Genomic DNA, 22,049 nt, shown 5'->3' on the forward strand with positions numbered 1-22,049 from the left:
GTTTGTCTCGCCCTCGATCACGCTCGCCGTCATGAAATCCGACGGGGCCGACCCGTGAAGGCTGGTTGATTGCCTTGCAGCGCTCCGAACCCTGGATTGCCGCGCACAGGAGTATTGCCCATGAACTCACATTCGTCGCGTCACAGATCAATCTGATCCGGTTTTTTTGCTTCCAACTGTGCCAAATGACGCAAGTAGTCACCAAAACCGCCGCGGGCCCGACTGTCCAGGCGAGCGCTGGTGTGAACCTGCGGGCGATGGCTCCAGGCGATGTTGGCGCCCACCAGTTCCAGCTCGCGGACCAGTTGCACATCTTCGTCACAGGCCAGCGGTTTAAAGCCTCCGGCCCACCGATAGGCGTCTGCGCTGATGCCCAGATTGGCGCCATGGATATGCCGATGACCCTCGCAGGCCCGATAGTTTCGGTGGTAGTGGATCTGCGCCGCTTCATCGAACGACTCATGCCAGCGCTCGACGGTGACCGTGCCGCACACCGCGTCCGCGCCAAGCCCGAGCTGAGCCACCAGCCAGTCATCGGCGACGCGGCTGTCAGCATCCGAGCAGGAGATCCAGCGCGCGCCGCGCTCCAGTAACAGCTGGGCACCGGCGGCACGGGCCTGGCCAACGTTGCGTGCCTCGATGTGCAAACTCAACACCGGATAATTGTTGACGATTTGCGCAGAGCGATCAGTGCAGCTGTCGAGCACCACCAGCACTTCGACCCGCTCACCGGCCAGCAAGCCGTGCCGGCTGGCGCGCATGGCGGCACTCAGGCATTCGTCGAGCAGGTCTTCTTCGTTGTGCGCCGGGATCAGAATGCCAATCATCGCAGACCCTCCAACGCCGCCACTGAGCGCGGTTCGCGGCTCCACACCTCGAGAATAAAGTCCGCCTCCTGGTGCAGTGCCACACGCGGCAGCCGCAATTGTTCGTGAATCAGATCGTGAACCTGCCGTGCGTTCAGCGGGCAGCCCTCAATGGGCGGGCGCCAGTGACAGGCCAATAATTGGCCGTCGGCCGTCAGGGAATCGTTGATTCGACGGATCACTTCTGTCAGATCCTTGCTGTCGAGGTAGTAGCCGATTTCGCTAAATACAATCAGGTCGAATTTTTCCTCAGGCCAGTCGCCGGGCAAGCGACTTTGGCGGACTTCGGCGTGATCAAACTGACCCAATCGGGTTCGCGCCAGTTTTACTGCCGCGCTCGCCGTGTCGCAGCACAACAGTCGGTCACAACGGCCGGCGAGTTCGGCGCTCAATTCGCCGTTGGCGCAGCCCGGTTCGAAAATCGCCCGATAGTGCGGGCGGGGCAACGCCGCGAGGGTAATTGCGCGTTTGCGCTGTTCGTACCAGCGCTGGCGGAACGCCCACGGGTCGTCGTTGCCGGCGAACAGGCCTTCGAAATAACGATCCTCGACGCTCATAGAAACACCACTTCGAAAGGTTGCAGCAGACGCTCGAGAATATGCGGCGCCAGCACCGGAGCGAGTCCGGCTGCGGGATCACCTTCAAGTTGACTGGCAAAAGCGTGCACCGCGTGGCGTTTGCGTGCGACTTGTTCGGGGGTCAGTAGAATCTTGCGGGCCCGATGCCACGGGACAACCGCGTCTTCGGGGGATGCCCAATGCCACGTCCACACCGGCAGTTCGTGGCAGGTTGCGCCGGCTCTTCGCGCAGCTGTAGCGCTGGCGCGGCCTACGGCTTCGTGATCGCAATGACCATCCTCGCGCCAAGTGGTGAAGACCACGTCGTTGGGGCGCAGATGGCGTTCGATAAATTCACTTAACGCAGATTCCTGAGCGGCCACTTGGGTGTCGGCGAAACCACCGCGCAGCCACTTTAGTTGATGCATCGGCAGGCCGAGGCGGCGCAAGGCTTCGGCGGACTCCTGCGGACGGATCACGCTCAGTCGTTCGACCGGCCAGCGCTCCGAGCCGGGGTGACTGGCACAGCCGTCGGTGACCGAGATCAGTTGCAACGGCCGCTCGGCGGCGGCGAGCAATTGCAGCATGCCGCCACAGCCCAGCACTTCATCGTCCGGGTGCGGGGCAATGATCACCGCCCGGGCGCCCGCAGGCACAAGCTCGAGAATATTGATGGTGTCCAGTTCCGCCAGATGCCGCGAGTTCTGCCATTGCTGCAGAGACGTGCCATGGCCGACGATCGGGTTGTCTTTCTTCGCGGCGTTCATAGCGTCCAGGCCTCTGCGGATTCGTATTGCGAAGTTTGCTGCCATTCGTTGTAGCGGTTCGAATGCCGCTCGTGTTCACCCACCACTTCCTGCAAAAACACCAGATCGGCCGAAGTGCTGCGCACCACTTTATGCAATTCCGGCAGGATGAAGCACCGGCTGAACGCAGTGAAACCCTTGTGGGTATTGACCGTCAGCCCCCGCATGCGGTGGATGGCGGGGAAGTCGACGAGGTGAGGCTGGGGATCGCTGAACACGGTTACTCCTCTGAATCCTGAGTGCCTGTTCATGCGACTGGTGGGTGGGTGTGGCAGTTCCGTCGGAATGCGCGCACCCACCCGATGGTGGAGCAACCCCATTTGTGGCGAGGGGATTTATCCCCGATGGCTGCGCAGCAGCCCCAAAACCTGCGCGTGAGATATTCCTGATGTATCGAAGTTTCAGGTTTGGGGGGCTGCTGCGCAGCCCATCGGGGATAAATCCCCTCGCCACAGGGGCGGCGTCTTATCGAGGACTGGCGTTTTCGGGCAACTCCAGATTATCCAGCACGCGATTCACCGCCAACTCGCCGAGCATGATCAATTGCGCAATCCCCAACAGCGTCCTGCGTTGCGACGCTGGCAAGAGGCGGGCGAAGTCATTGGCGATGGTTTTGGCTGAGGCGAGTGTTTCGCAGGCATCGACCAGCAGTTCCTCGTTTTTGAAGTCTGCGGTAACGGCGTACATCCTGCGGGTTTGGCGTGGCGGTGGGGTGGAGCCGGGTGGGCAGAGATAGTGATCGAGGGCGCGATCGGCGGCTTCGTTGAGTTTTTTGGAATCGAGGGATTCGTAGGGGGAGGTGGGGTCGGTTTCGGGCGGGTTGGGTGTTGGTTTAATCATTGATAAAGCTCCTAGAGTCAACGGAGCCGCCACATTTCGCTGCGATACGAAATAGGTGGCAGCTATACGCGGGTCGCAGACCGGGACTCTAGAACCGGCAGACCCTAAGGTCTCCCACGTACAGCCGCCATAGCAACGACGGGTGTTGTGCGTCCAGAGATCATCGGGCTGCGAGACCCGATCGCTGATGAATCAGCGACCAACCCACAATAGAACCCGCCTCCAAAGCGCACAAGCCGGCGGATTCTGGCGTAGCTGTAGGCAAATGCGCAAGGATTCGTAGCCTGGATCCCGTGTCTTGAGGTGTCTTTTAAACATCATCGTTTAAAAGCTAAAGATCGCAGCCTTCGGCAGCTCATTGAGAGCTCGGCATGGGAGTACACAGTGTTTTGTACAAGGCGATCCGCAAGAACGAATAGGCTAAGGCCCAGGTTCGCACCAGGGTTGAGCACACATTTGGGTTAATCAAACGTAAGTTTGGCTATAAAAAAGTGAGCTTTTGGGGCTTGGCCAAGAACACCGCGCAGATGTTGACGTTGTTCGCCCTGTCAAACCTGTGAATGGCCGGCCGATATTTGTTGGCGAACGCAGGAGAGGTGCACGTGTAATGCAGGAAGTGGCCGCTGCAAAGGACTTTGCAGCGGCCGAAAGGGTAGAAAAGCGAAAATCATTGAACAAATTTCGACATGCGTCGTTTTTGAAAAGTGTTGACTACTCGATAGCCGGAACACATCCGGCTATTTCAGAGCATCTAAGGATATTTCCATGTGAGTGCCCAGTTGTTAGACCGGGTACCTGTTATAGAATCGATTACGTACCATGAATGGGGGCCTGAGTTCATGGGGCCCCCATGGAATGGTCCATAACTCCCTGATCCATTGGCATCAAATGTTATTGATCTTGATGGTGTTTGGTTTGTGTTATACACGTTCACTGTTCGGCCGGGGGCGCCTGTCATTACTACGCGAATGAGAGTTTTTGACCATGTACCACCACTAGGTATGAAAGTCTCTCCTGGGGTGTCGTCGTGACTTCCGTATATACCGACGATCTTTGGAGGAGTTGCATCGATTACGGTAACAATGCGTGCTGGCATGGATTGGAGATTGTTGGCTGATACATAGAATGCGTGGCTGGCGAACCTCAAGCCGGTGACGGTCGTCGTCCAGATGCCGGAGCTATTAATCGACACCTCACCAATCAAATTGCTGGCACCATTCCACAACTTCCCCTCTTGATTTGGGGTGGCGGTCCCTGTGAGTGTCAAGCGGGTGTCGTAGGTGCTGCCGTTGTCTGGGATATTGACGTCGTTGCTGCCGGCAACCTTGGTGATGACGGGTCTTTGCACTGCAATCACAGTAATGATGCGTGGATCGGAGACGAGGCCGGAGCCGTAGGTTGCCTTGGCGGTGAAGGTGTGGGTGACGGCCGCCAGGCCGGTGACGGCCTTGGTCCAGATGCCAGAGGTATTGACCGACACCTTACCGAGCGAAGTGGCGCCATCAAGGATATCCACCTCGAGATTTGGGGTGGCGCTCCCCGTCAGCGTCACGCGGGTGTCGACGGTGCTCCCATTGTGTGGAATATCGGTACCGTTGCTGCCGGTAACCTTGCTGATGACGGGCTTTTGCTCCGCAATCACGGTAATGGTGCGTGGATCGGAGGTGAGGCCACTACCATAAAGCGCTTTGGCGGTAAAACTGTGCGCAGCCACGCTTAATCCGGTAATGGTCAACTTCCAGATACCTGTCGTCCGATCGGCGATGGGTTGACCTTTGGACGTTGTACCGTCTAACACGTCGACTTTCTGGCCTTTGGCGGCGCTGCCGGTCAAGGTCACGGCTGTTTCCACAGTGGTCCCGCCTGACACGATTTCGACTCCGCTAGGCGAGCCTTTGACCGATGAAATTTGCGGTTTGATGTCCTGGACGGCGTTGACGGTGTAAGTGCGAACCGGAAAAACCACTGCCGTACTTTCATCGCTGTTGCCCTCAAATCCGACCTTGAACTCGATCCGCAATGACGAGCCGTCCTTGAGCTTTCTCAATTCCGCCACTGGAGCTCGCGGCAGCACCCCTCCCGGTACGCCGTCCGCCGGAATTGTGGTCGCCACATAGGTCTCATGAGTAAAAGTCGAACCATCTTCTTCAGTGCCAAAATACCGCAGCCACAGCGTCTGGCCCTCGGCAATAAACGGCCAGCCCGGCACCCGGGTCCGGGCTTGCTCGTTCAGCGCGTTCACATCGAGCTCGTCACCCACGGCACCATCGATTGCCGGGGTCGGCAGGCCACTGTCCTCGTCCTTGATTGGCAGTACGGCAAGCATTAACGGATCCGACTCTTTGGACATGCCGTCACGGGTTACGGCGTATCTCACTTTCACCTCTTTGCCGAGGTTAAAGGCAAGCACCGTAACCAGCAGCGCAATGTCCTGCGGGCCAACCGTTGTAACGGTCATTGGCGCAGTGGTGTGCGAGCCACTGGCGGGGGTTCCGGGGGCGCCGGTAAAGGTGACGATGATCTTGTCACCTTCAAGCATGCCGGGGTAATCGATCACGGCGGTGAGCTCGTCCTGCGCCGCCAACGGGTCAAGACTGTCACCATCCGGTGCCTGCTTGATGGAGGGCGCTTCCAGCTCCAGCGCCACGCCGACATGAAACTCCAGCGCATTGGAATAACTCGTCCCTCCCGCCGCCCGTTTGATGGAGTAAGACGCCGACACCATGCCGCCTTCATTGCCCTTGATCAGTTCGGCCTTGATCGGGAACGGAATCGGCTGGCCGGCGGTGAACGAGCTCAGCGTGACAGAGTCGCTGGCCTCTCCGGTTTTGGAGCCGAACCATTTATAGGTCACTACGTCGCCTTTGGCCGTGTCCCGGTATTCCACGGTGAGGGTGGTGCCGTTGGTGTCGGCGGGCAGTGCGCCGTCGACGACGCCGTCCACTTTCGGCTCTGGCAACTCCAGGCGCGGCTCGCCGATTTGCAGGATCTCGGCGTGGATCGATTCGCGGATGGCGTGGGTCTGGTTGACCCGGTTCATCGTGCCGAGCACCGAGTCGTCGATGAGCACCCGGTAGTACAACTCCAGCTGGCCGCCGGTGATCGGGGGCAGGTGGTCCGAGCCACGGATGTTCATAAACAGCGACTGTTTGGCCGTGACGTCGCCTTGGGTGATTGAGCGCAGCAACAGATCGGGCAGGTAGGGGGTCAAGTCCGGACGGGTGCCGAGCCAGTACAGCTGGATCGCCTGACCTTCAGCGAAGGAGTCGTCGAACGGAATTTTGATGCGCACCGTTGCCAACTCCGGATCGAGCGCACCCGACACCGCATCCAGCGCAACTGGCGCCGCGAGCCGCTGCAACTCGCCGATGACGCTGATGAACCGGGTCTTGGATCGCAGGTCGGGGGAGCCATCGGCCTTTTTCACCCGGTAGGACATCGCGAGCAGGGACTGGGCCATTAGCCGTAGTAAAGCGTTTGGCACCGGCATCAGGTGAACGCTTGGCAAGTTGAACAACGGCTCGCCCGTTATCTCGATATCGATCGGGGCGCCCTCCACCGGAGTGCACCTGAGTCGCAATATGATGATGTCGCCCTCTTTGAATGTATCGAGGTCAAAGGCCAAGATCTGCGCGGTGCCGTTTCTGTTTTCCAGCTTGTCGACGTCCAGCACGTTGTTCACGGTTTCCTCGAGCAACGGCGCCACCAATCGGGTGGCGTCGGTGGTGACCACCACGCGTTGCGCAAAGCTCCAGTCCGAGGAGCGGTTGTCCACGAGGTCGTAGACCTCGAAGGCCACCGCCAGACCCGTCTGATCGGAGTCTTCGGCATCAAGAATGGTTTTCTCGCTGATGTGAACGATGATCTTGTCTTTGCCCTCGGCCTGCTCATGGGTCAGCCGTTCGCTGAGCACAAAGACGCCACCCCAGGACACCTGGATCTGATCACCGGTCGCCGCGTTCGGATAAGGCGGCAAGCCGTCATCGTTGCCGATGGTGATCGGCACGCCGGCGGCGACGTTGTCCTTGTCAATGCCGCCTTGGATGATGTCCTTCGGGATGCTCATGATCAGCTCCGAATGGCCCGGCCCTTCGGTTTCGTCATGGCCGCCGGGGCGGGTGAGTTTGACCAGAACGTCCATCACCTCCGAAGGCTCGGCGCCCTGGTTGAGGCGGGTGACGGTGTAGGAAATGGTGTGCGTCCCTTCGGTGAGGCGTGCCGAAGGCACGAACATCTGCAGCTCTTTATCGACCTCGTCCTTGTCGATGGTGACTTGCCGGACCTGATCGCCGCCCATAATGATCGTCAGTTTGTCGCCAACCCCCATCAAGCTCCACGGCCCGGCCCGGCACAACAAGCCCTGGCGGGGAAAGTTATCAAGCGCAGCGGCCCGGTTGATCCCCCATACCATCGGCCTCAGGGACACCGGGCCGGTGCGGCCGGGGATGTCGAGTTCCTTGTGAACCAGGGTGCTGTTGTCGGGCATTTGAGGGGTGGACATGGGCGGGAACTCCGGTCGGGTAGGTGACGGAGTGATTGAACGCGGGTTGGATGAATCGCGCACCTGTCAGATCTGACAGGTGCCGACGAATGGTCATCCGTGCGAAAGTCAAAGATCAAAAGATCGCAGCCTTCGGCAGCTCCTACAGGGGTAGGTCAGACGAAAACAATCTCATAGGGCAAACGCATCCGTTCAAGGATCACCGGCGGCAGCATTGGCGCAATACCCAGTGCCGGTTCGCCCTTGAGCTGGCTGGCGTACTCTATTGACCGCCAAGCGGGATGCCGATGCTGTACGGCGATCTTTCCGTAAAGCCATTCAACAACACGGTGCGCCGCCCGTAGTGACCATTATAAAAGTGGAGCCAGCAATGCAGCGTTAGCCGAAATAAACAAACAAAAAAGCAAAGAAGACATGGTCGTCATTCGCCAAAATAAATACTTGAATAATCTGATAGAACAGGGGTGTCGAAATATCAAGCGACGAATACGACCCGTGCAGGGGTTTAAATCATTCCATCGAGCATAAACGATTGGCTGGTATTGAACTGACTACACATGCTAAGCAAAGGGAAGTTGCAACATTCAGCCGGGGACAGTTTGTCCCCGGCAAATCATTTTATCTTGGTTGCGTGAACAGAATCTGCAAGTTCTTCTCAATCACCTCGTTAATGTGACGGAGTCCCTATGATTTATAAGCGAGTACTTCGCGCAAAACGACGTGAGCAGAGCCCACCCACCACTTCTCAGCAGCATAATATATTATGTATTCATAATGATCATGCATTAATCCGGTTTGATAACTGTGAATACCTCCATACTTGATCGACATGATTTTCAATCTATTATCAGAATTTGTAGAGGGAATGGATGTGCCTCCCTGACTGATGATCCATTGTCTCGCCTGACCCGAAGTGGATAGGGTTGGGTTATGAAGCAGACGGGTGACGTTCGATGTAATAACAGTGAAGCGTTTCTCCTGACCAGCTGCGTCGGACACCGTAATTGTCGCCGAGCCATTCCCTTCGCTTCGCACAATCCCATTGTTGTCGACGGATGCGATGCTTTCATCAGATGATTGGTACTTGTATGGGAGAGTACCGCCGGATGCTGAACGGGCTTCAGCAGTTCCGGCAGGGTCGACTCCTTTGGATATCCATTGAAGCCCTGTGCCTTGGATTGAAATATTGTTTCCGTTAAGGTTTAGCGGAGTAGTCACCACAATAAGTTCGGGGCCTACCTTGATCGTGTAGATACGTACCGGAAAACCCACTGCCTTGCCTTCATCGGCACTGCCATCAAAGCTCACCTTGAACTCCGCCCGCAGCTTGGCCCCATTGGCCAATACTTTGAGTTTGTCCACCGGCGTATTGGGATTCAGCCCGTCGGGCACACTGGTAGAGGGGATCTCATCACCAGCGTATTCCGTATGGATCGGCGTGGCATTGCCTTGGACAAAATAGCGTAGCCACAGCCGTTGCTTGGGCGCGATAAACGGCCAGCCGGCAATGAGCGTTTTCGCAGCGGGCGGCAGTGTCGTTACATCCAGCTCGCTACCGGTATTTCCATTAATCACCGGCATCGACAATTGCAGATCACTCTCGGTAATTTTCTGCACCGTCAGGCTCAGCGGATCGGATGGCGTGGTGGTGTTGCCGCGGGTCACGTTGTAAGTCACGATCACCACTTGGCCCAGGTTAAAGGCCACCACCGAATTGATTAGCTCGATCTTTTTAGACCCCACCACATCCACCGCCACCGCAGCGGTGGTGTGACTGCCGTTACCAGGCGTGCCGGTCCAGGTCACGCTGATCATGTCGGTGGCCAGCATGCCGGGGTACTGCGGGATGATCGCCGTCAGCGTGTCCTTGGCCGCGATGGGGTTCAGGCTGTCTCCAATAGCTTCCTTGATGTCGGGCGCTGTGAGCTCCAGCGCCACGCCGACATGAAACTCCAGCGCATTGGAATAACTGGTGCCACCTGCCTTGCGAATGATGGAGTAAGACGCCGACACCATCCCGCCTTCATTGCCCTTGATCCATTTCGCGTCGATGTTGAACGAAATCGGTCGGCCGGCGGTGAATGAGCTCAGCGTGACCGAGTCGCTGTGCCCCCCGGTTTTTGTGCCGAACCATTGGTAGGTCGCTACGTCGCCTATGGCCGTGTCCGTGTATTCCACGGTGAGGGTGGTGCCGTTGGTGTCGGGGGGCAGGACGCCGTCGACGACGCCGTCCACTTTTGGTTCTGGCAACTCCAGGCGCGGCTCGCCGATTTGCAGGATCTCGGCGTGGACCGATTCGCGGATGGCGTGGGTCTGGTTGACCCGGTTCATCGTGCCGAGCACCGAGTCGTCGATGAGCACCCGGTAGTACAACTCCAGCTGGCCGCCGGTGATCGGGGTCAGGTGCGCCGGGCCAGGGATGTTCATAAACAGCGACTGTTTGGCCGTGACGTCGCCTTGGGTGATTGAGCGCAGCAGCAGATCGGGCAGGTAGGGGGTCAGGTCCGGGCGGGTGCCGAGCCAGAACAGCTGGATCGCCTGACCTTCAGCGAAGGAGTCGTCGAACGGAATTTCGATGCGCACCGTTGCCAACTCCGGATCGAGCGCACCCGATTTCGCGTCCAGCGCAATTGGCGCCGCGAGCCGCTGCAACTCGCCGATGACGCTGATGAACCGGGTCTTGGATCGCAGGTCGGGGGAGCCATCGGCCTTTTTCACCCGGTAGGACATCGCGAGCAGGGACTGGGCCATTAGCCGCAGTAAAGCGTTTGGCACCGTCATTACGTGAACGCTTGGCAAGTTGAACAACGGCTCGCCCGTTATCTCGATATCGATCGGGGCGCCCTCCACCGGAGTGCACCTGAGTCGCAATATGATGATGTCGCCCTCTTTGAATTTGTCGAGGTCAAAGGCCACGATCTGCGCATTGCTGTGGGTACCCTTCAGGTCCTTGACATCCAACACGTTGTTCACGGCTTTTTCGTGCAGCGGCGCCACCAATCGGGTTGCGTCGGTGGTGACCACCACGCGTTGCGCAAAGCTCCAGTCCGTGGAGCGGTTGTCCACCAGGTCGTAGACCTCGAAGGCCACCGCCAGACCCGTCTGATCGGAGTCTTCGGCCTCAAGAATGGTTTTCTCGCTGATGTGAACGATGATCTTGTCTTTGCCCTCGGCCTGCTCATGGGTCAGCCGATCACTGAGCACAAAGACGCCACCCCAGGACACCTGGATCTGATCACCGGTTGCCGCGTTCGGATAAGGTGGCAAGCCGTCATCGTTGCCGATGGTGATCGGCACGCCGGCGGCGACGTTGTCCTTGTCAATGCCGCCTTGGATGATGTCCTTCGGGATGCTCATGATCAGCTCCGAATGGCCCGGCCCTTCGGTTTCGTCATGGCCGCCGGGGCGGGTGAGTTTGACCAGAACGTCCATCACCTCCGAAGGCTCGGCGCCTTGGTTGAGGCGGGTGACGGTGTAGGAAATGGTGTGCGTCCCTTCGGTGAGGCGTGCCGAAGGCACGAACATCTGCAGTTCTTTATCGACCTCGTCCTTGTCGATGGTGACTTGCCGGACCTGATCGCCGCCCATAATAATCGTCAGTTTGTCGCCAACCCCCATCAAGCTCCACGGCCCGGCCCGGCACAACAAGCCCTGGCGGGGAAAGTTATCAAGCGCAGCGGCCCGGTTGATCCCCCATACCATTGGTCTCAGGGACACCGGGCCGGTGCGGCCGGGGATGTCGAGTTCCTTGTGGACCAGGGTGCTGTTGTCGGGCATTTGAGGGGTGGACATGGTCGGGAACTCCGGTCGGGTAGGTGACGGAGTGATTGAACGCGGGTTGGATGAATCGCGCACCTGTCAGATCTGACAGGTGCCGACGAATGGTCATCCGTGCGAAAGTCAAAGATCAAAAGATCAAAAAATCGCAGCCTTCGGCAGCTCCTACAGGGGGAGGTCAGACGAAAACAATTTCATAGCGTCCAGGCCTCTGCTGATTGCGCGGCAACGATTTGGCCGAGGGCGGCGAGGTCGCGTTCGGCGTGGCTTTGCCGCAGGAAGACCGGCAGGTCGGCGATCAATCGGGCGAAATGCCGATCCTTGCAAAACGGCCCGGCACCCAGTGCACGGCCAACCTCGCGCATCACCTGCTCAGCCGACTGTTCGACCACAGCGCGAGCGCGGCGGGCGAGGAGTTCGGCGTCGTCTTCAGGGTGCGCGTCGATGTGCAAGGCGCTGAACCGCAGGACGTCGGCGGCGGCTTGCAACGTCGTGTCGACCGCGCCGAGGTGGGCGAGGGCGTGTGGCTCTTGCCGTTGCGCACATTGTTGGCGCAACGCCTCGGCAATCTGCCGTGCCGCGCCATACCAGCAGGCGGCGATGCCGATTCCGCCTTGCCAGAACCCCGGACGTTGCAGGTAATCGCCGGGAATGCCGATGGCCTGGGCTTCGGCGCCGTCGAACAACACTTCGACGCTGCCGGTGGCGCCCATCCCGACAGCATCCCAGCCTTGATCGGTGATTGTCACGCCCGGTTGATCGAGCGCGACGGCAACCAGTTGCTGTTGATCGTCGGCGTCCCACGCGGTGAGCAGCGCATGGCTAAGCACTGCGGCGCCGGAACACCAGGCCTTGCGTCCATGCAAGGTCACCAGGTGCCCGTCGGGCCGCACTTGCACTCGTGCTTGCGGCGGTTCTGCCGCCCACATGCCCCACGTGCTGCCCGGCGTTGGCGAACCGCCCAGTTGCTCGATGATGGCCAGCGCATCGGTGTGGCCTTCATAGAGTTTGCACAGCCCCAAATCGTGGCCGCCGACATCCGCCAAATGCTGCCACCGCTGCAGCGTGTGACCGCTGCCCGGTAGCGGCAAGCGGTCTAGCCCGGCTTCGACCATCGCCCGCAGGCAACCACCAAGCGCTACGGTGTCGCTGTAGCCCGGGGGGCGGCGGGCGAGATAGGTTTGCAAGTCCATATCAATCTTCTTCATCACGTTGCAGTTCAAACAGCAGCAGCGAGCGCCCGGTGACCGAGTACTCGTGGCCGAAGTCGAATCGTTCCTGACCACGGATCGACGGCTGATTGGTGTCGATCATGCACGTCCAGAAACTGCCTTCAGGCACTTCCGGCAAGGTGAAATTGACGACGTCGTGATGGGCGTTGACCACCAGCAACAGGGTCGCATCGGCGCCCTTGCGGCGAATGCCGGTTTCCTGCGCGCGGCCATCGAGCAGCATGCCCAGACAACGGTTATTGGCGTCGTGCCAATGCTCGGTGGTCATCTCGGTGGCATCGGGTGCCAGCCAGGTCACGTCCTTGACGCCGATGTCTTCGTTGTATTCGCCGACCAGGAAACGGCCACGACGCAGAATCGGGTAAGCGAGGCGCAACTTGATCAGGCGTTTGACGAATTTCAGCAGGGCTTTGCCGTCCTCGCTCAGGTCCCAATTGACCCAGCCGATTTCGCTGTCCTGGCAATACGCGTTGTTGTTGCCGTCCTGAGTCCGCGCGAACTCGTCGCCGGCGACGATCATCGGTGTGCCTTGGGACAGCAGCAGAGTGGCGAAGAAGTTGCGCATCTGCCGATGACGCAGGGCATTGATCTCGGGATCGTCGGTCGGGCCTTCGACGCCATGGTTCCACGACAGGTTGTTGTTGCTGCCGTCCTGATTGTTCTCGTCGTTGGCCTCGTTGTGCTTGTCGTTGTACGACACCAGATCGTTGAGGGTGAAGCCGTCGTGGGCGGTGATGAAGTTCACCGACGAATATGGCCGCCGTCCACGCTGGTTGAACATCTCGCCGGATGCGGTCATGCGGGCGGCGAAGTCGGCCACCTGGCCGTCGTCACCTTTCCAGAACGCACGCACGGTATCGCGGAACTTGTCGTTCCACTCGACCCAGCCCGGCGGGAAGTTACCGACCTGGTAACCACCGGGGCCGCAGTCCCACGGTTCGGCAATCATTTTCACCTGACGCAGCACCGGGTCCTGACGGCAGGCCACAAGGAAGCTGTGACGCTCGTCGAAACCGTCGTGATAACGCCCGAGAATGGTCGCGAGGTCGAAGCGGAAACCGTCGACATGCATTTCACTGGCCCAGTAACGCAGCGAGTCGGTGACCATTTGCAGCACGCATGGGTGACTCAGATCCAGGGTGTTGCCGGTGCCGGAATCGTTGATGTAATAGCGTTTGTCATCCGGCATCAGTCGGTAGTACGACGCGTTGTCGATACCGCGCATCGACAGCGTCGGACCTTGCTCGTTGCCCTCGGCGGTGTGGTTGTAGACCACGTCGAGGATGACTTCGAGGTTGGCTTCGTGCAGATGCGCGACCATCTCCTTGAACTCGGCGATCTTGCCGCTGGCCAGATAACGCGGGTCCGGGGCGAAGAACGCAATGCTGTTGTAACCCCAGTAATTGGTCATGCCCTTGTGCAGCAGATGCTGGTCATTGACGAAAGCGTGGATCGGCAGCAGTTCCACCGACGAAACCCCGACGCTGCGGATGTGCTTGAGCACATCGTCATTCATCAGCCCGGCGAAGGTGCCGCGCACGTTTTCCGGCACAGATGGATGCCGCATGCTGATGCCGCGCACATGGGTCTCATAGATGATGGTTTTGTCCCACGGCACGCTGACGCGCTGGTCGTTGCCCCAGGTGTGGGCAGGGTCGATGACCTTGCACTTGGGCACGAACGGGGCGCTGTCGCGTTCGTCGAAACTGAGGTCAGCGTCGGGGTGGCCGATGGTGTAGCCGAACAGTGCTTCCGACCATTTCAGTTCGCCGACCAGTTGTTTGGCGTAAGGGTCGATCAGCAATTTGTTGTGGTTGAAGCGGTGGCCGTTGGCCGGATCGTACGCGCCATAAACGCGGTAGCCGTAGATCAGCCCCGGGTGCGCGTCGGGCAGGTAGCCGTGGTAGATCTCGTCGGTGTATTCAGGGAGTTCGATGCGTTCGAGTTCGACTTCGCCAGCGTCATCGAAGATGCACAGTTCGACCTTGGTGGCGTTGGCGGAGAACAGGGCAAAGTTCACCCCCAGGCCATCCCAGGTCGCGCCGAGCGGGAAGGGCAGGCCTTCACGGATTCTCGATGGCTCGGCGTGTGTGGCGGGCTCGGCTTTATTTGGACGGGTCATGATTGCTCCTGCAAAACGGTGAATTCTGGGGGTGACACAAAACCTTGTTGAGATACTTTGGGGGCCGCCAGTTGTGAAGAGTTCCTTGTGATTCGAACTCCCTGCAGCCGAAACCCTGTGGTGAGGGGATTTATCCCCGATCGGCTGCGAAGCAGTCGCTAAACCATTCAACGCGGTTTATCTGATGTTCAGCGTTTGCTGCCTTTAGGGCCGGTTCGCGACCCGTCGGGGATAAATCCCCTCACCACAAAAGCCCATGTTCACAAGGGTTTTGTGTGCTTTTTTCAGGGCGAGCGCGCCCTCGGTGGCGAGCGAACTCGCCACACGGTCGATCAGTTCAATACTCGGGAGAGCTTCAGTTCGCCGGGGGCTTGCGTGCTGCTCGCGGTTTTTTCTCGGCGGCTTTTTCGCCCGGCGGGATCACCGATGCTGCGCCCGCCGGTTTGGCTTTGGCCGGGGCTTTTGGTTTGGCGGCTGGTGCTTTCGCTTCAGTAGTCTTGCCGGCAGCTTTGCTGCCCGCAGCCTTCGGCGACTTCTTCGGCGCCAGTGCTTCGGCCTCGGCCAGTTTGCGCGCCATCTCCCAATGGCGTTCTTCCTGGCCTTGCGGTTGACCTTCAGATTCCCAGATCTGATAGGCGAATTCGCGAATGCGTTTATCGTCGGTACTCATCGCAATACTCCTGAACTGAACTCACGCTTAGGTTAAGTGTTGGATATAGAGATTGACCGGGACATCCCCCAGCGCGTCGCTGACTTTCAACTCCCTGTTTTTTGTGACTGCGCGGGTTGCGAAAAGTCCCTTCAAGTTTGTTTCGGAGGCGGCGAACGGTAAAACCACTCGCGTATCGCCCCAGCGCAGCGCATCGACCTGCGGTACAGCACTGTTTTCCAGCAAGCTGGCGCTGCGAATCGGCACGATCACGATGGCGCGCTGCCCCTTATGTTCACGGGCAAACGCGAGCACGTTGTGCGCCTGACTGCCCAGCACCTCCAGGGCCTGATACGAGCCGCGGCGGAACAATTCGGCATGCTCGACGCGCAGGTTCAGCACCTGAGCAATCAAGGCCTGCTTGATGCGCCCGTCACGCCAATCGTGCAGCAACTCCCCGACCGGCAACTGTGCGTCCAGTGCCTGCTCGCGAGCGGCGTAATCCACCGGCCGGCGGTTGTCCGGATCGACCAGGCTGAAGTCCCAAAACTCGTTGCCCTGATACAAATCCGGCACACCCGGCACAGTCATGCGCAGCAAAGTCTGCGCCAAGCCATTGAGCGCGCCAGCAGCAGCGATGCTGTTGACGGTCTTGTGCAGGGCAGCGCGCAGCAGTTCGCCTTCTTCGCCGGTGAGCAGTTTTTCGGTGAACGACTGCGCGGCGTTTTCATAGGCTTCGTTGGGAGCGCTCCAGCTGCTTTGCAGCTTGGCCTCGCGCAGCGCTTTCTGCTGCCACTGCCAGATGCGTTTGGCGTAGTCGGCAAATCCGGCCTGATCGCCATCGTGCAGATCCAGCGGCCAACTGCCGAGCAGGGCTTGATAGAGAATCAGCTCATCGCCGGTCGACGGCATTTGATCGTCACTGCGCACCGGGCGGGCGAGGGCGCGCCACAGTTCGATCTGTTCGGCGTACCAGTGGCTGCGCTCGCTGAGAACAGCGAGGCGCGCGCGGGTGTCTTCGCCGCGTTTGTGATCGTGGGTGGCGGTGGCTAGCAGGTTGTCGGGAAACTGCTGCAGACGCTGCTGATTGATCTCGTGGAAATCGCTGACCGGTGCGCTGAACTGTTCGGTGTTGTAGCCGACGTCATTACGCGACAACAGCACGGCCGAACGATACAGCGCCGTGTCTTCCACGGCTTTGGCGGCTGCCGGTGAAGTCAGTTGCTGGAAGCGTACGCAAGCGTGTTTGAGGATCTTGCGTGAACGCCCACGCGGCTTCTGCCGCCACGGCGTGCCACCGAGCCAGGCTGCGACGCAGTCGAGCACCGGCCAGTCGCCTTCACCGAGGGCCTGCCGCGCACCTTCCATGGCTTGCTGGAAAAACACCTCATCCTGCGCCGAGCGGCCCAGCGCACCTATATAAGTGCGATACACCGGGAAGTGCACGATCAACGCCTGCAAGACCCGGCGGATCGAGCCGAGGGTCAGGTCGCGGGTCATCAAGTCATCGCGGGCCACTTGCAGTAACGCCTGCGCGACACTTTCGCAATCGCTGGCCAGCGAGCCGTTGAGGATCTGCTGACGCGCCAGTTGCGCCTCTTCGATGAACGCGGCGGGGCGTTCGGTGCGGCGTTGCCACAAGTCGCCGAGCACATGTTCACCGTCGGGATCGTGTTGCAGCAGCGACAGTTGATTCATGAACTCGTAACCGGTGGTGCCATCCACCGACCAGTCGCGTCGCGGGGTTTCGCCGGCACCGAGGATCTTCTCGATGTAGATCGGCAAATGACGCCCCGGCGCGAGCAGATCGACACGGCGGCGCAGTTTGCGGCAATAACCGCGAGGATCGGCGAGGCCGTCGATATGGTCGATGCGCAGGCCATCCACCAAGCCTTCGGCGATCAACTGGAAGATTTTGCCGTGAGTCGCTTCGAAGACTGCCGGACGTTCGACGCGCAAACCGCCCAGTTCGTTGATGTCGAAAAAGCGCCGCCAGTTGATGTCATCCGCCGCCGTGCGCCAACTGGCCAGGCGATAACTCTGGCGTTCCAACAACTGATGCAGGTTCTGGAAGCCCTCTTCGGTGGTGGAGTCGTAATGCGCGAGATTGCTGTGGATGGCTTCGAGAATTTGCGGCTCGCTCGCCAGTTGCTGCAGCTCTTCTTTCAGAGGAATGGCCAGCGAATGGGCATCGGTCTGATAGCTCAACGCACTAAAACGATCGGCCAAGGATTTCAGCGCATCTTCGGATTTGAGCAGCTCGCCGTAATCGTTTGGGCAGATCGGGAAGTGGTGATCATAGTGCTCGACATAAAAGCCGCCGGTTTGCGCATTGAACTGCAGCTTGAGCGTGCCTTCCTGCAACGCGGCGCCATAATCGCTGCCCAGAAATGGCAGCAGCAACTGGCCTTCCATCAACGGGTCCGGCGAGTGCCACTGAATGTCGAAAAACTCACCGTAAGGGCTCAGACGCCCCCACTCCAGCAAGTCCAGCCACCACGGATTGTCGTTGCCGCCGACGGCCATATGGTTGGACACGATGTCGAGGATCAGCCCCATGCCGTGTTCACGCAGGGTACTGACCAAATGCCTGAGCGCAGGCTCGCCACCCAGCTCCGGATTGACTTGCGTCGGGTCGACTACGTCATAGCCGTGCATCGAACCGGCCCGCGCCTTGAGCAGAGGCGATGCGTAGATGTGACTGATGCCGAGGCGGGCGAAATACGGCACCAGCGGTACCGCTTGTTCCAGGGTAAAACCTTTGTGAAATTGCAGTCGCAGGGTGGCGCGCAGCGGTTGGATAAGCGATTGATTCATTGGTCACGCTCGGCAGCCTGAAGGCGTGCGCACGCCAGGAGTTCCAGACGCCGCGCGGCGTCTACACCATCAAGCAGTGCTTCGCTGTTGCCGGGCAGTCGCCGCGACCAGTTCGGGTGCGTGTCGGTCGTGCCCGGCAGGTTTGCTTGCTCGTCGATGCCCAACGCATCTTCCAGCGGCAGCAACACCAACGGTGCGCGGGTATGGCCGAGGTAACGCACGGCGGCGTCGACGATTTGATCGGCTTCGTGGGACTCTTCGCGAAAATTCTGCGGGTCCTGACTCAAGGCACTGCGCAAGCCTTCGCGCTCACGCTGGCGGTAGCGGCGCCATTCGATTTCGCCGTTGCCGTCGACAAAACCGAGTCTGGAGTTCCAGTCGATATCGCGGCCATGCCACCAGCCGTTGAGCGTCGGCAGGTCGTGAGTGCTGGTGGTCGCCAGTGCGTTGTCCGGCCAGTCGAGAATCGGTTTGAAATGGGTGTTGTTCTGTTCGAACAACAGTACGCGCATGCCGAGTATGGAGCGGGCGATGAGTTTTTCCTGCAGGCCGTCGGGCACGGTGCCGAGGTCTTCACCGAGGACGATCGCTTGATGGCGATGGGACTCAAGGGTGAGCAAACGCAGCAAATCATCCACTGGGTAATACAGGTACGCACCGTCGGCCGGCGCCGATCCATTGGGAATCACCCACAACCGCTGGAGGCCCATGACATGGTCGATGCGCAGGCCGCCGGCATGGGCGAAGTTGGCACGGAGCATTTCGATGAATGCACGAAAGCCATTGCGAATCAGGCCTTCGGGAGAAAACGCAGAAATCCCCCAGCCCTGACCGGAACGATTGAGGATGTCCGGTGGTGCGCCAACGGTCAGCGAGGCGAGCAGTTCATCCTGAAAACTCCAGGCCTGACTGCCACCGCCATCGGCACCGACTGCCAGGTCGGCGATCAGGCCAATGCCCATGCCCGCACTGCGTGCAGCGGTTTGCGCGCGTTCGAGGCAGCGGTGGATCAGCCATTGGCAAAAGGCGAAGTAGCCGATGCGCTCGGCGTACTCCTCGGCGAATGCACCGAGGGCGGCGCCACGCGGATCGCGCCAGTGCTCGGGCCATTCGCGCCAGTCGAGGCTTTCGCCCCGTGCGGCGCGCATTTCCTGAATGGCTTCAAAGCGGCAGTGGTTTTCCAGCGCTGCGCCACCTGCGTGGCGAAAACTGGCGAAGTCCGGGTGCAACGGATGGTCCCCAGCGATAAAGCCTTGATACAAGGCTTGCAGGAGTTTTTGTTTGGCGTCGGCGGCGGTCGGCCAATCGACCAGTTTCAGGTCTTCCAGTTGCGCGAACTGTTGCGCCAAACCTGCGCTGTCGATGGCATCACGCAAGGCGCGTTCGCCGAGAATCGCGCCGGGTGCGGCATACAGGGAATTGAGAAACAAACGACTGGACGGCGAATAAGGGCTATAGCGCCCGGTGTCGGCGCTGAACATCGCGTGCAGCGGGCTGATCGCCAGCGCATCGGCGCCGCGCTCGCCGGCGACCCGGGCCAGTTCTTCCAGCGCCTGAGTATCGCCGAAACCGCCATCACCCGGCCGGCGCAAGCCATACAACTGCACGCTCAGGCCCCAGGCGCGGGGGATCGGATTGTCGACCGCATCGCCGACGCTGAAGCAGCGTTCCGGGGCCACGGCCAGGGTGAAAAATTGATCGTCGATGTGCACTTGCTGATAGCCGACCGGAATGACACCCGGCAGCATGGCCTCGGAATCGAGTTTCAGGTTCATGCGCGAACCGTCTTCGAGGTGGATCTCGCACGGCGTTTCGGGTTTGAAATAGCGCGCCAGATCAACGCTGACGCCCACGTCACTGGTCAGCAGTGGCGGCAGATGGCGGTCTTGCTGGACTTTTTGCAATTCAAGCAGGCTGGCGTCGATTTCCAGCGCCGTGCTGGCGGGGTGGCCGAGGCCGATCAGAACATTGCGCAGCACCGCCGGGGCGACTTTTTGTGGCCGCCCGTTGGCGTCAATCCAGTCGACGGCAAGGCCGGCTCGGCTGGCAAGAATTTCCAGTTGCGCATCGCTCATAGGCGCTCTCCATTCAGAGGTTGCAAGGGGTTTGCGGCCGTGAGGCTGACGAGCGCGCAATACGGGGGCAGCAGGCCTTCATCCGACGGTTCGACGGCGGGCGGCTTTTGAAACAACCACACCGCGCCGGTCCGTGGAGGGTTGACCACTGGTGTATCGCTGAGGTTCAGGTCGATTCGCAGCTCACTGCCATCGCCCAGGCGCCAGCGTGCACTGACTGCCGCATAACCCAGCATTTGCGCGCCGAGGGCTTGAGTGCCGCTGAGGTGCGGGATGATGTGTTGATGGCGCAACTGCAACAGCTGACGATAGAGCTCGTGCATTTCCTGTTGCTCGGGCGTGCCTTGACCCTCCAGCCTTGGCTGCGAGGCGCGGAAGGTTTCTGCGGCATTAGGGTCGGGAATCTGCTCGCGTTTATGCGGATCGGCGAAGGCGCTGAACGCGGCGAATTCATTGCGCCGACCTTCGCGCACCAACTCCGCCAGTTCGCCATGATGGCTGGTGAAAAACAGGAACGGCTGCTCGGCGGCGAACTCGTCGCCCATGAACATCAGCGGAATCATCGGCGACAACAGCAGCAACACGGTAGCGGCCTGCAAGGCTCGGGGATCGGCCAGTTGATGCAGGCGTTCGCCAAAGGCGCGGTTGCCGATCTGGTCATGGTTCTGCAAGAACAGCACGAAAGCGGTGGACGGCAGATGTTCACTCGGTTCGCCCCGAGGTTCGCCATGGCGGGTGATGTGGCCCTGAAACACGAAGCCCTGGCTCAGGCAGCGCACCAGTTGCTCGGTCGGTTGCAGCGCGTAATCGGCGTAATACGCATCGGTTTCGCCGGTCAGCAGCACGTGCAGAGCGTTGTGTCCGTCATCGTTCCACTGCGCGTCGTACTCCTCTTCGAGCAGGCTCGACTGGTTGAGCTCGTTTTCCACGGTCAGCCAGACATGCCGTGGCGCGTCGATCTGCTGGCGGACGCGTCGCGCCAATTCGCGCAAAAAATGCGGATCTTCAATGGCGTGCACCGCGTCCAGGCGTAAACCGTCGAAGCGGTATTCGAGCAGCCACATCAAAGCGTTTTCAATGAAAAAATCGCGGATTTCCAGGCGACGAAAATCGATCCCGGCGCCCCATGGTGTGTGCTTGTCCTCGCGGAAAAAGCCTTTGGCGTAGCGGTGCAGATAATTGCCATCGGGGCCGAAGTGGTTGTAGACCACGTCGAGAATCACCGCCAGACCATGGCTGTGGGCGGTATCGATCAGGTGCTTGAGTTGTTCGGGCGTGCCATAGGACGCTTGCGGTGCGTAGTGCAAGACGCCGTCGTAGCCCCAATTGCGGTCGCCGGGAAACTGCGCAATCGGCATCAGTTCGATGGCGGTGATACCCAGTTCGGCAAGTCGCGCCAGGTGCGTTTCAACCGCAGCAAAGCCGCCGAGTGCACCGACGTGCAGTTCGTAAATCACTGCCTCGTTCCAGGGGCGACCTTGCCAGGTAGTGTTTTGCCACTGATAGGCGAGAGGGTCGACCACCACGCTGTGGCGGTTTATGTCGCCATCCTGGGCTCGGGAGGCCGGGTCGGGCACCTCCAGCTCTCCATCGATGTTGTAGCGGTAGCGAGTGCCCGCGGGACAGCGGGTCTTGATCACGAACCAGCCGTCTGCCTGAGGCAACATCGGCAGCGACTCTCCATTGTCCAGTTCAACGCTGACGTAAAACGCGTCAGGTGCCCACAGCGCAAATTGTGTGTGTTCGGCGTCCAGCTTGATCGCGCCGTGGGGCCAGTTCTCTTGGGTCCGTAACGGCATCGTTAAAA

The 22,049-nt window shown here is 59.8% G+C and carries 12 protein-coding genes and 4 pseudogenes; 2 read left to right on the forward strand and 14 right to left on the reverse strand.

Translation table 11 applies throughout. From position 1 onward, the window contains the following. Positions 1–140: 140 nt before the first annotated feature. The 5 genes and pseudogenes from ACA061_RS12815 to ACA061_RS12835 form a co-directional block, all read right to left on the reverse strand. Complete coding sequence (locus tag ACA061_RS12815; protein WP_210700125.1) at positions 141–827, reverse strand: glycosyltransferase family 2 protein; 687 nt, start codon at positions 825–827, stop codon at positions 141–143. Beyond that, on the reverse strand, positions 824–1,423 hold the full coding sequence (locus ACA061_RS12820; RefSeq protein WP_497301788.1) for an SAM-dependent methyltransferase: 600 nt from the start codon (positions 1,421–1,423) through the stop codon (positions 824–826). The genes ACA061_RS12815 and ACA061_RS12820 overlap by 4 nt, the downstream gene beginning before the upstream one ends. Further along, positions 1,420–2,190: a PIG-L deacetylase family protein gene (locus tag ACA061_RS12825; RefSeq protein WP_210700123.1), complete on the reverse strand. Its 771-nt coding sequence runs from the start codon at positions 2,188–2,190 to the stop codon at positions 1,420–1,422. Before ACA061_RS12825 ends, ACA061_RS12820 begins: the two co-directional genes overlap by 4 nt. A 20-nt stretch (positions 2,191–2,210) precedes the next feature. Continuing rightward, positions 2,211–2,396, reverse strand: a pseudogene (locus ACA061_RS12830) (endonuclease/exonuclease/phosphatase family protein); the annotation flags it as partial. 298 nt (positions 2,397–2,694) lie between these two features. Further along, positions 2,695–3,069, reverse strand: coding sequence for a DUF6124 family protein (locus ACA061_RS12835; RefSeq protein ID WP_210700122.1), 375 nt, complete (start codon positions 3,067–3,069; stop codon positions 2,695–2,697). A gap of 383 nt (positions 3,070–3,452) precedes the next feature. Here ACA061_RS12835 and ACA061_RS12840 point away from each other — a divergent pair. After that, a pseudogene (locus ACA061_RS12840) lies at positions 3,453–3,629 on the forward strand (transposase); the annotation flags it as partial. A 191-nt stretch (positions 3,630–3,820) separates the two neighbouring features. Here ACA061_RS12840 and ACA061_RS12845 read toward each other — a convergent pair. Together ACA061_RS12845 and ACA061_RS12850 are read right to left on the reverse strand one after the other, a co-directional pair. Then, positions 3,821–7,570, reverse strand: a complete 3,750-nt coding sequence (locus ACA061_RS12845; protein ID WP_497301789.1) for a hypothetical protein — start codon at positions 7,568–7,570, stop codon at positions 3,821–3,823. A 155-nt stretch (positions 7,571–7,725) separates the two neighbouring features. Then, positions 7,726–7,830, reverse strand: a pseudogene (locus ACA061_RS12850) (PIG-L family deacetylase); the annotation flags it as partial. A 2-nt stretch (positions 7,831–7,832) separates the two neighbouring features. On the opposite strand from ACA061_RS12850, the pseudogene ACA061_RS12855 reads away from it, so the two are divergent. After that, a pseudogene (locus tag ACA061_RS12855) lies at positions 7,833–8,205 on the forward strand (DDE-type integrase/transposase/recombinase); the annotation flags it as partial. Positions 8,206–8,254: 49 nt separating this feature from the next. On the opposite strand, the gene ACA061_RS12860 reads toward ACA061_RS12855, so the two are convergent. The 7 genes from ACA061_RS12860 to treZ all read right to left on the reverse strand — a co-directional run bounded on the left by ACA061_RS12860 (position 8,255) and on the right by treZ (position 22,041). Next, positions 8,255–11,362 (reverse strand): Ig-like domain-containing protein, encoded by a 3,108-nt coding sequence (locus ACA061_RS12860; protein WP_497301790.1) that lies wholly within the window; start codon positions 11,360–11,362, stop codon positions 8,255–8,257. 179 nt (positions 11,363–11,541) lie between these two features. Next, positions 11,542–12,540: an acyl-CoA dehydrogenase family protein gene (locus ACA061_RS12865; protein WP_497301791.1), complete on the reverse strand. Its 999-nt coding sequence runs from the start codon at positions 12,538–12,540 to the stop codon at positions 11,542–11,544. A gap of 1 nt (position 12,541) precedes the next feature. Continuing rightward, entirely contained in the window at positions 12,542–14,701 is a 2,160-nt protein-coding gene (gene glgX / locus ACA061_RS12870) for a glycogen debranching protein GlgX (protein WP_150615740.1), read from the reverse strand. A gap of 355 nt (positions 14,702–15,056) precedes the next feature. Continuing rightward, the gene (locus ACA061_RS12875; protein WP_497301793.1) at positions 15,057–15,371 is read right to left on the reverse strand and encodes a DUF2934 domain-containing protein; all 315 of its coding nucleotides are present in this window, start codon (positions 15,369–15,371) and stop codon (positions 15,057–15,059) included. Positions 15,372–15,398: 27 nt separating this feature from the next. Continuing rightward, the gene (locus ACA061_RS12880; protein WP_497301794.1) at positions 15,399–18,167 is read right to left on the reverse strand and encodes a malto-oligosyltrehalose synthase; all 2,769 of its coding nucleotides are present in this window, start codon (positions 18,165–18,167) and stop codon (positions 15,399–15,401) included. Further along, a complete protein-coding gene (malQ, locus tag ACA061_RS12885) occupies positions 18,164–20,242 on the reverse strand; it encodes a 4-alpha-glucanotransferase (protein WP_150603150.1) in 2,079 nt (692 codons plus the stop codon). The genes ACA061_RS12880 and malQ overlap by 4 nt, the downstream gene beginning before the upstream one ends. After that, entirely contained in the window at positions 20,239–22,041 is a 1,803-nt protein-coding gene (gene treZ / locus ACA061_RS12890; protein WP_497301796.1) for a malto-oligosyltrehalose trehalohydrolase, read from the reverse strand. The genes malQ and treZ overlap by 4 nt, the downstream gene beginning before the upstream one ends. Between the last annotated feature and the right edge of the window lie 8 nt (positions 22,042–22,049).

This window comes from Pseudomonas sp. LBUM1668, assembly GCF_059695715.1.

Excerpts from the sequence above, each read along its gene's own strand:
- ACA061_RS12865 (WP_497301791.1), bottom strand. The coding sequence starts at position 12,540 with ATGGACTTGCAAACCTATCTCGCCCGCCGCCCCCCGGGCTACAGCGAC.
- malQ (WP_150603150.1), bottom strand. The coding sequence starts at position 20,242 with ATGAGCGATGCGCAACTGGAAATTCTTGCCAGCCGAGCCGGCCTTGCC.
- glgX (WP_150615740.1), bottom strand. The coding sequence starts at position 14,701 with ATGACCCGTCCAAATAAAGCCGAGCCCGCCACACACGCCGAGCCATCG.
- ACA061_RS12820 (WP_497301788.1), bottom strand. The coding sequence starts at position 1,423 with ATGAGCGTCGAGGATCGTTATTTCGAAGGCCTGTTCGCCGGCAACGAC.
- ACA061_RS12845 (WP_497301789.1), bottom strand. The coding sequence starts at position 7,570 with ATGTCCACCCCTCAAATGCCCGACAACAGCACCCTGGTTCACAAGGAA.
- ACA061_RS12825 (WP_210700123.1), bottom strand. The coding sequence starts at position 2,190 with ATGAACGCCGCGAAGAAAGACAACCCGATCGTCGGCCATGGCACGTCT.
- ACA061_RS12835 (WP_210700122.1), bottom strand. The coding sequence starts at position 3,069 with ATGATTAAACCAACACCCAACCCGCCCGAAACCGACCCCACCTCCCCC.
- ACA061_RS12860 (WP_497301790.1), bottom strand. The coding sequence starts at position 11,362 with ATGTCCACCCCTCAAATGCCCGACAACAGCACCCTGGTCCACAAGGAA.
- ACA061_RS12880 (WP_497301794.1), bottom strand. The coding sequence starts at position 18,167 with ATGAATCAATCGCTTATCCAACCGCTGCGCGCCACCCTGCGACTGCAA.
- treZ (WP_497301796.1), bottom strand. The coding sequence starts at position 22,041 with ATGCCGTTACGGACCCAAGAGAACTGGCCCCACGGCGCGATCAAGCTG.
- ACA061_RS12815 (WP_210700125.1), bottom strand. The coding sequence starts at position 827 with ATGATTGGCATTCTGATCCCGGCGCACAACGAAGAAGACCTGCTCGAC.
- ACA061_RS12875 (WP_497301793.1), bottom strand. The coding sequence starts at position 15,371 with ATGAGTACCGACGATAAACGCATTCGCGAATTCGCCTATCAGATCTGG.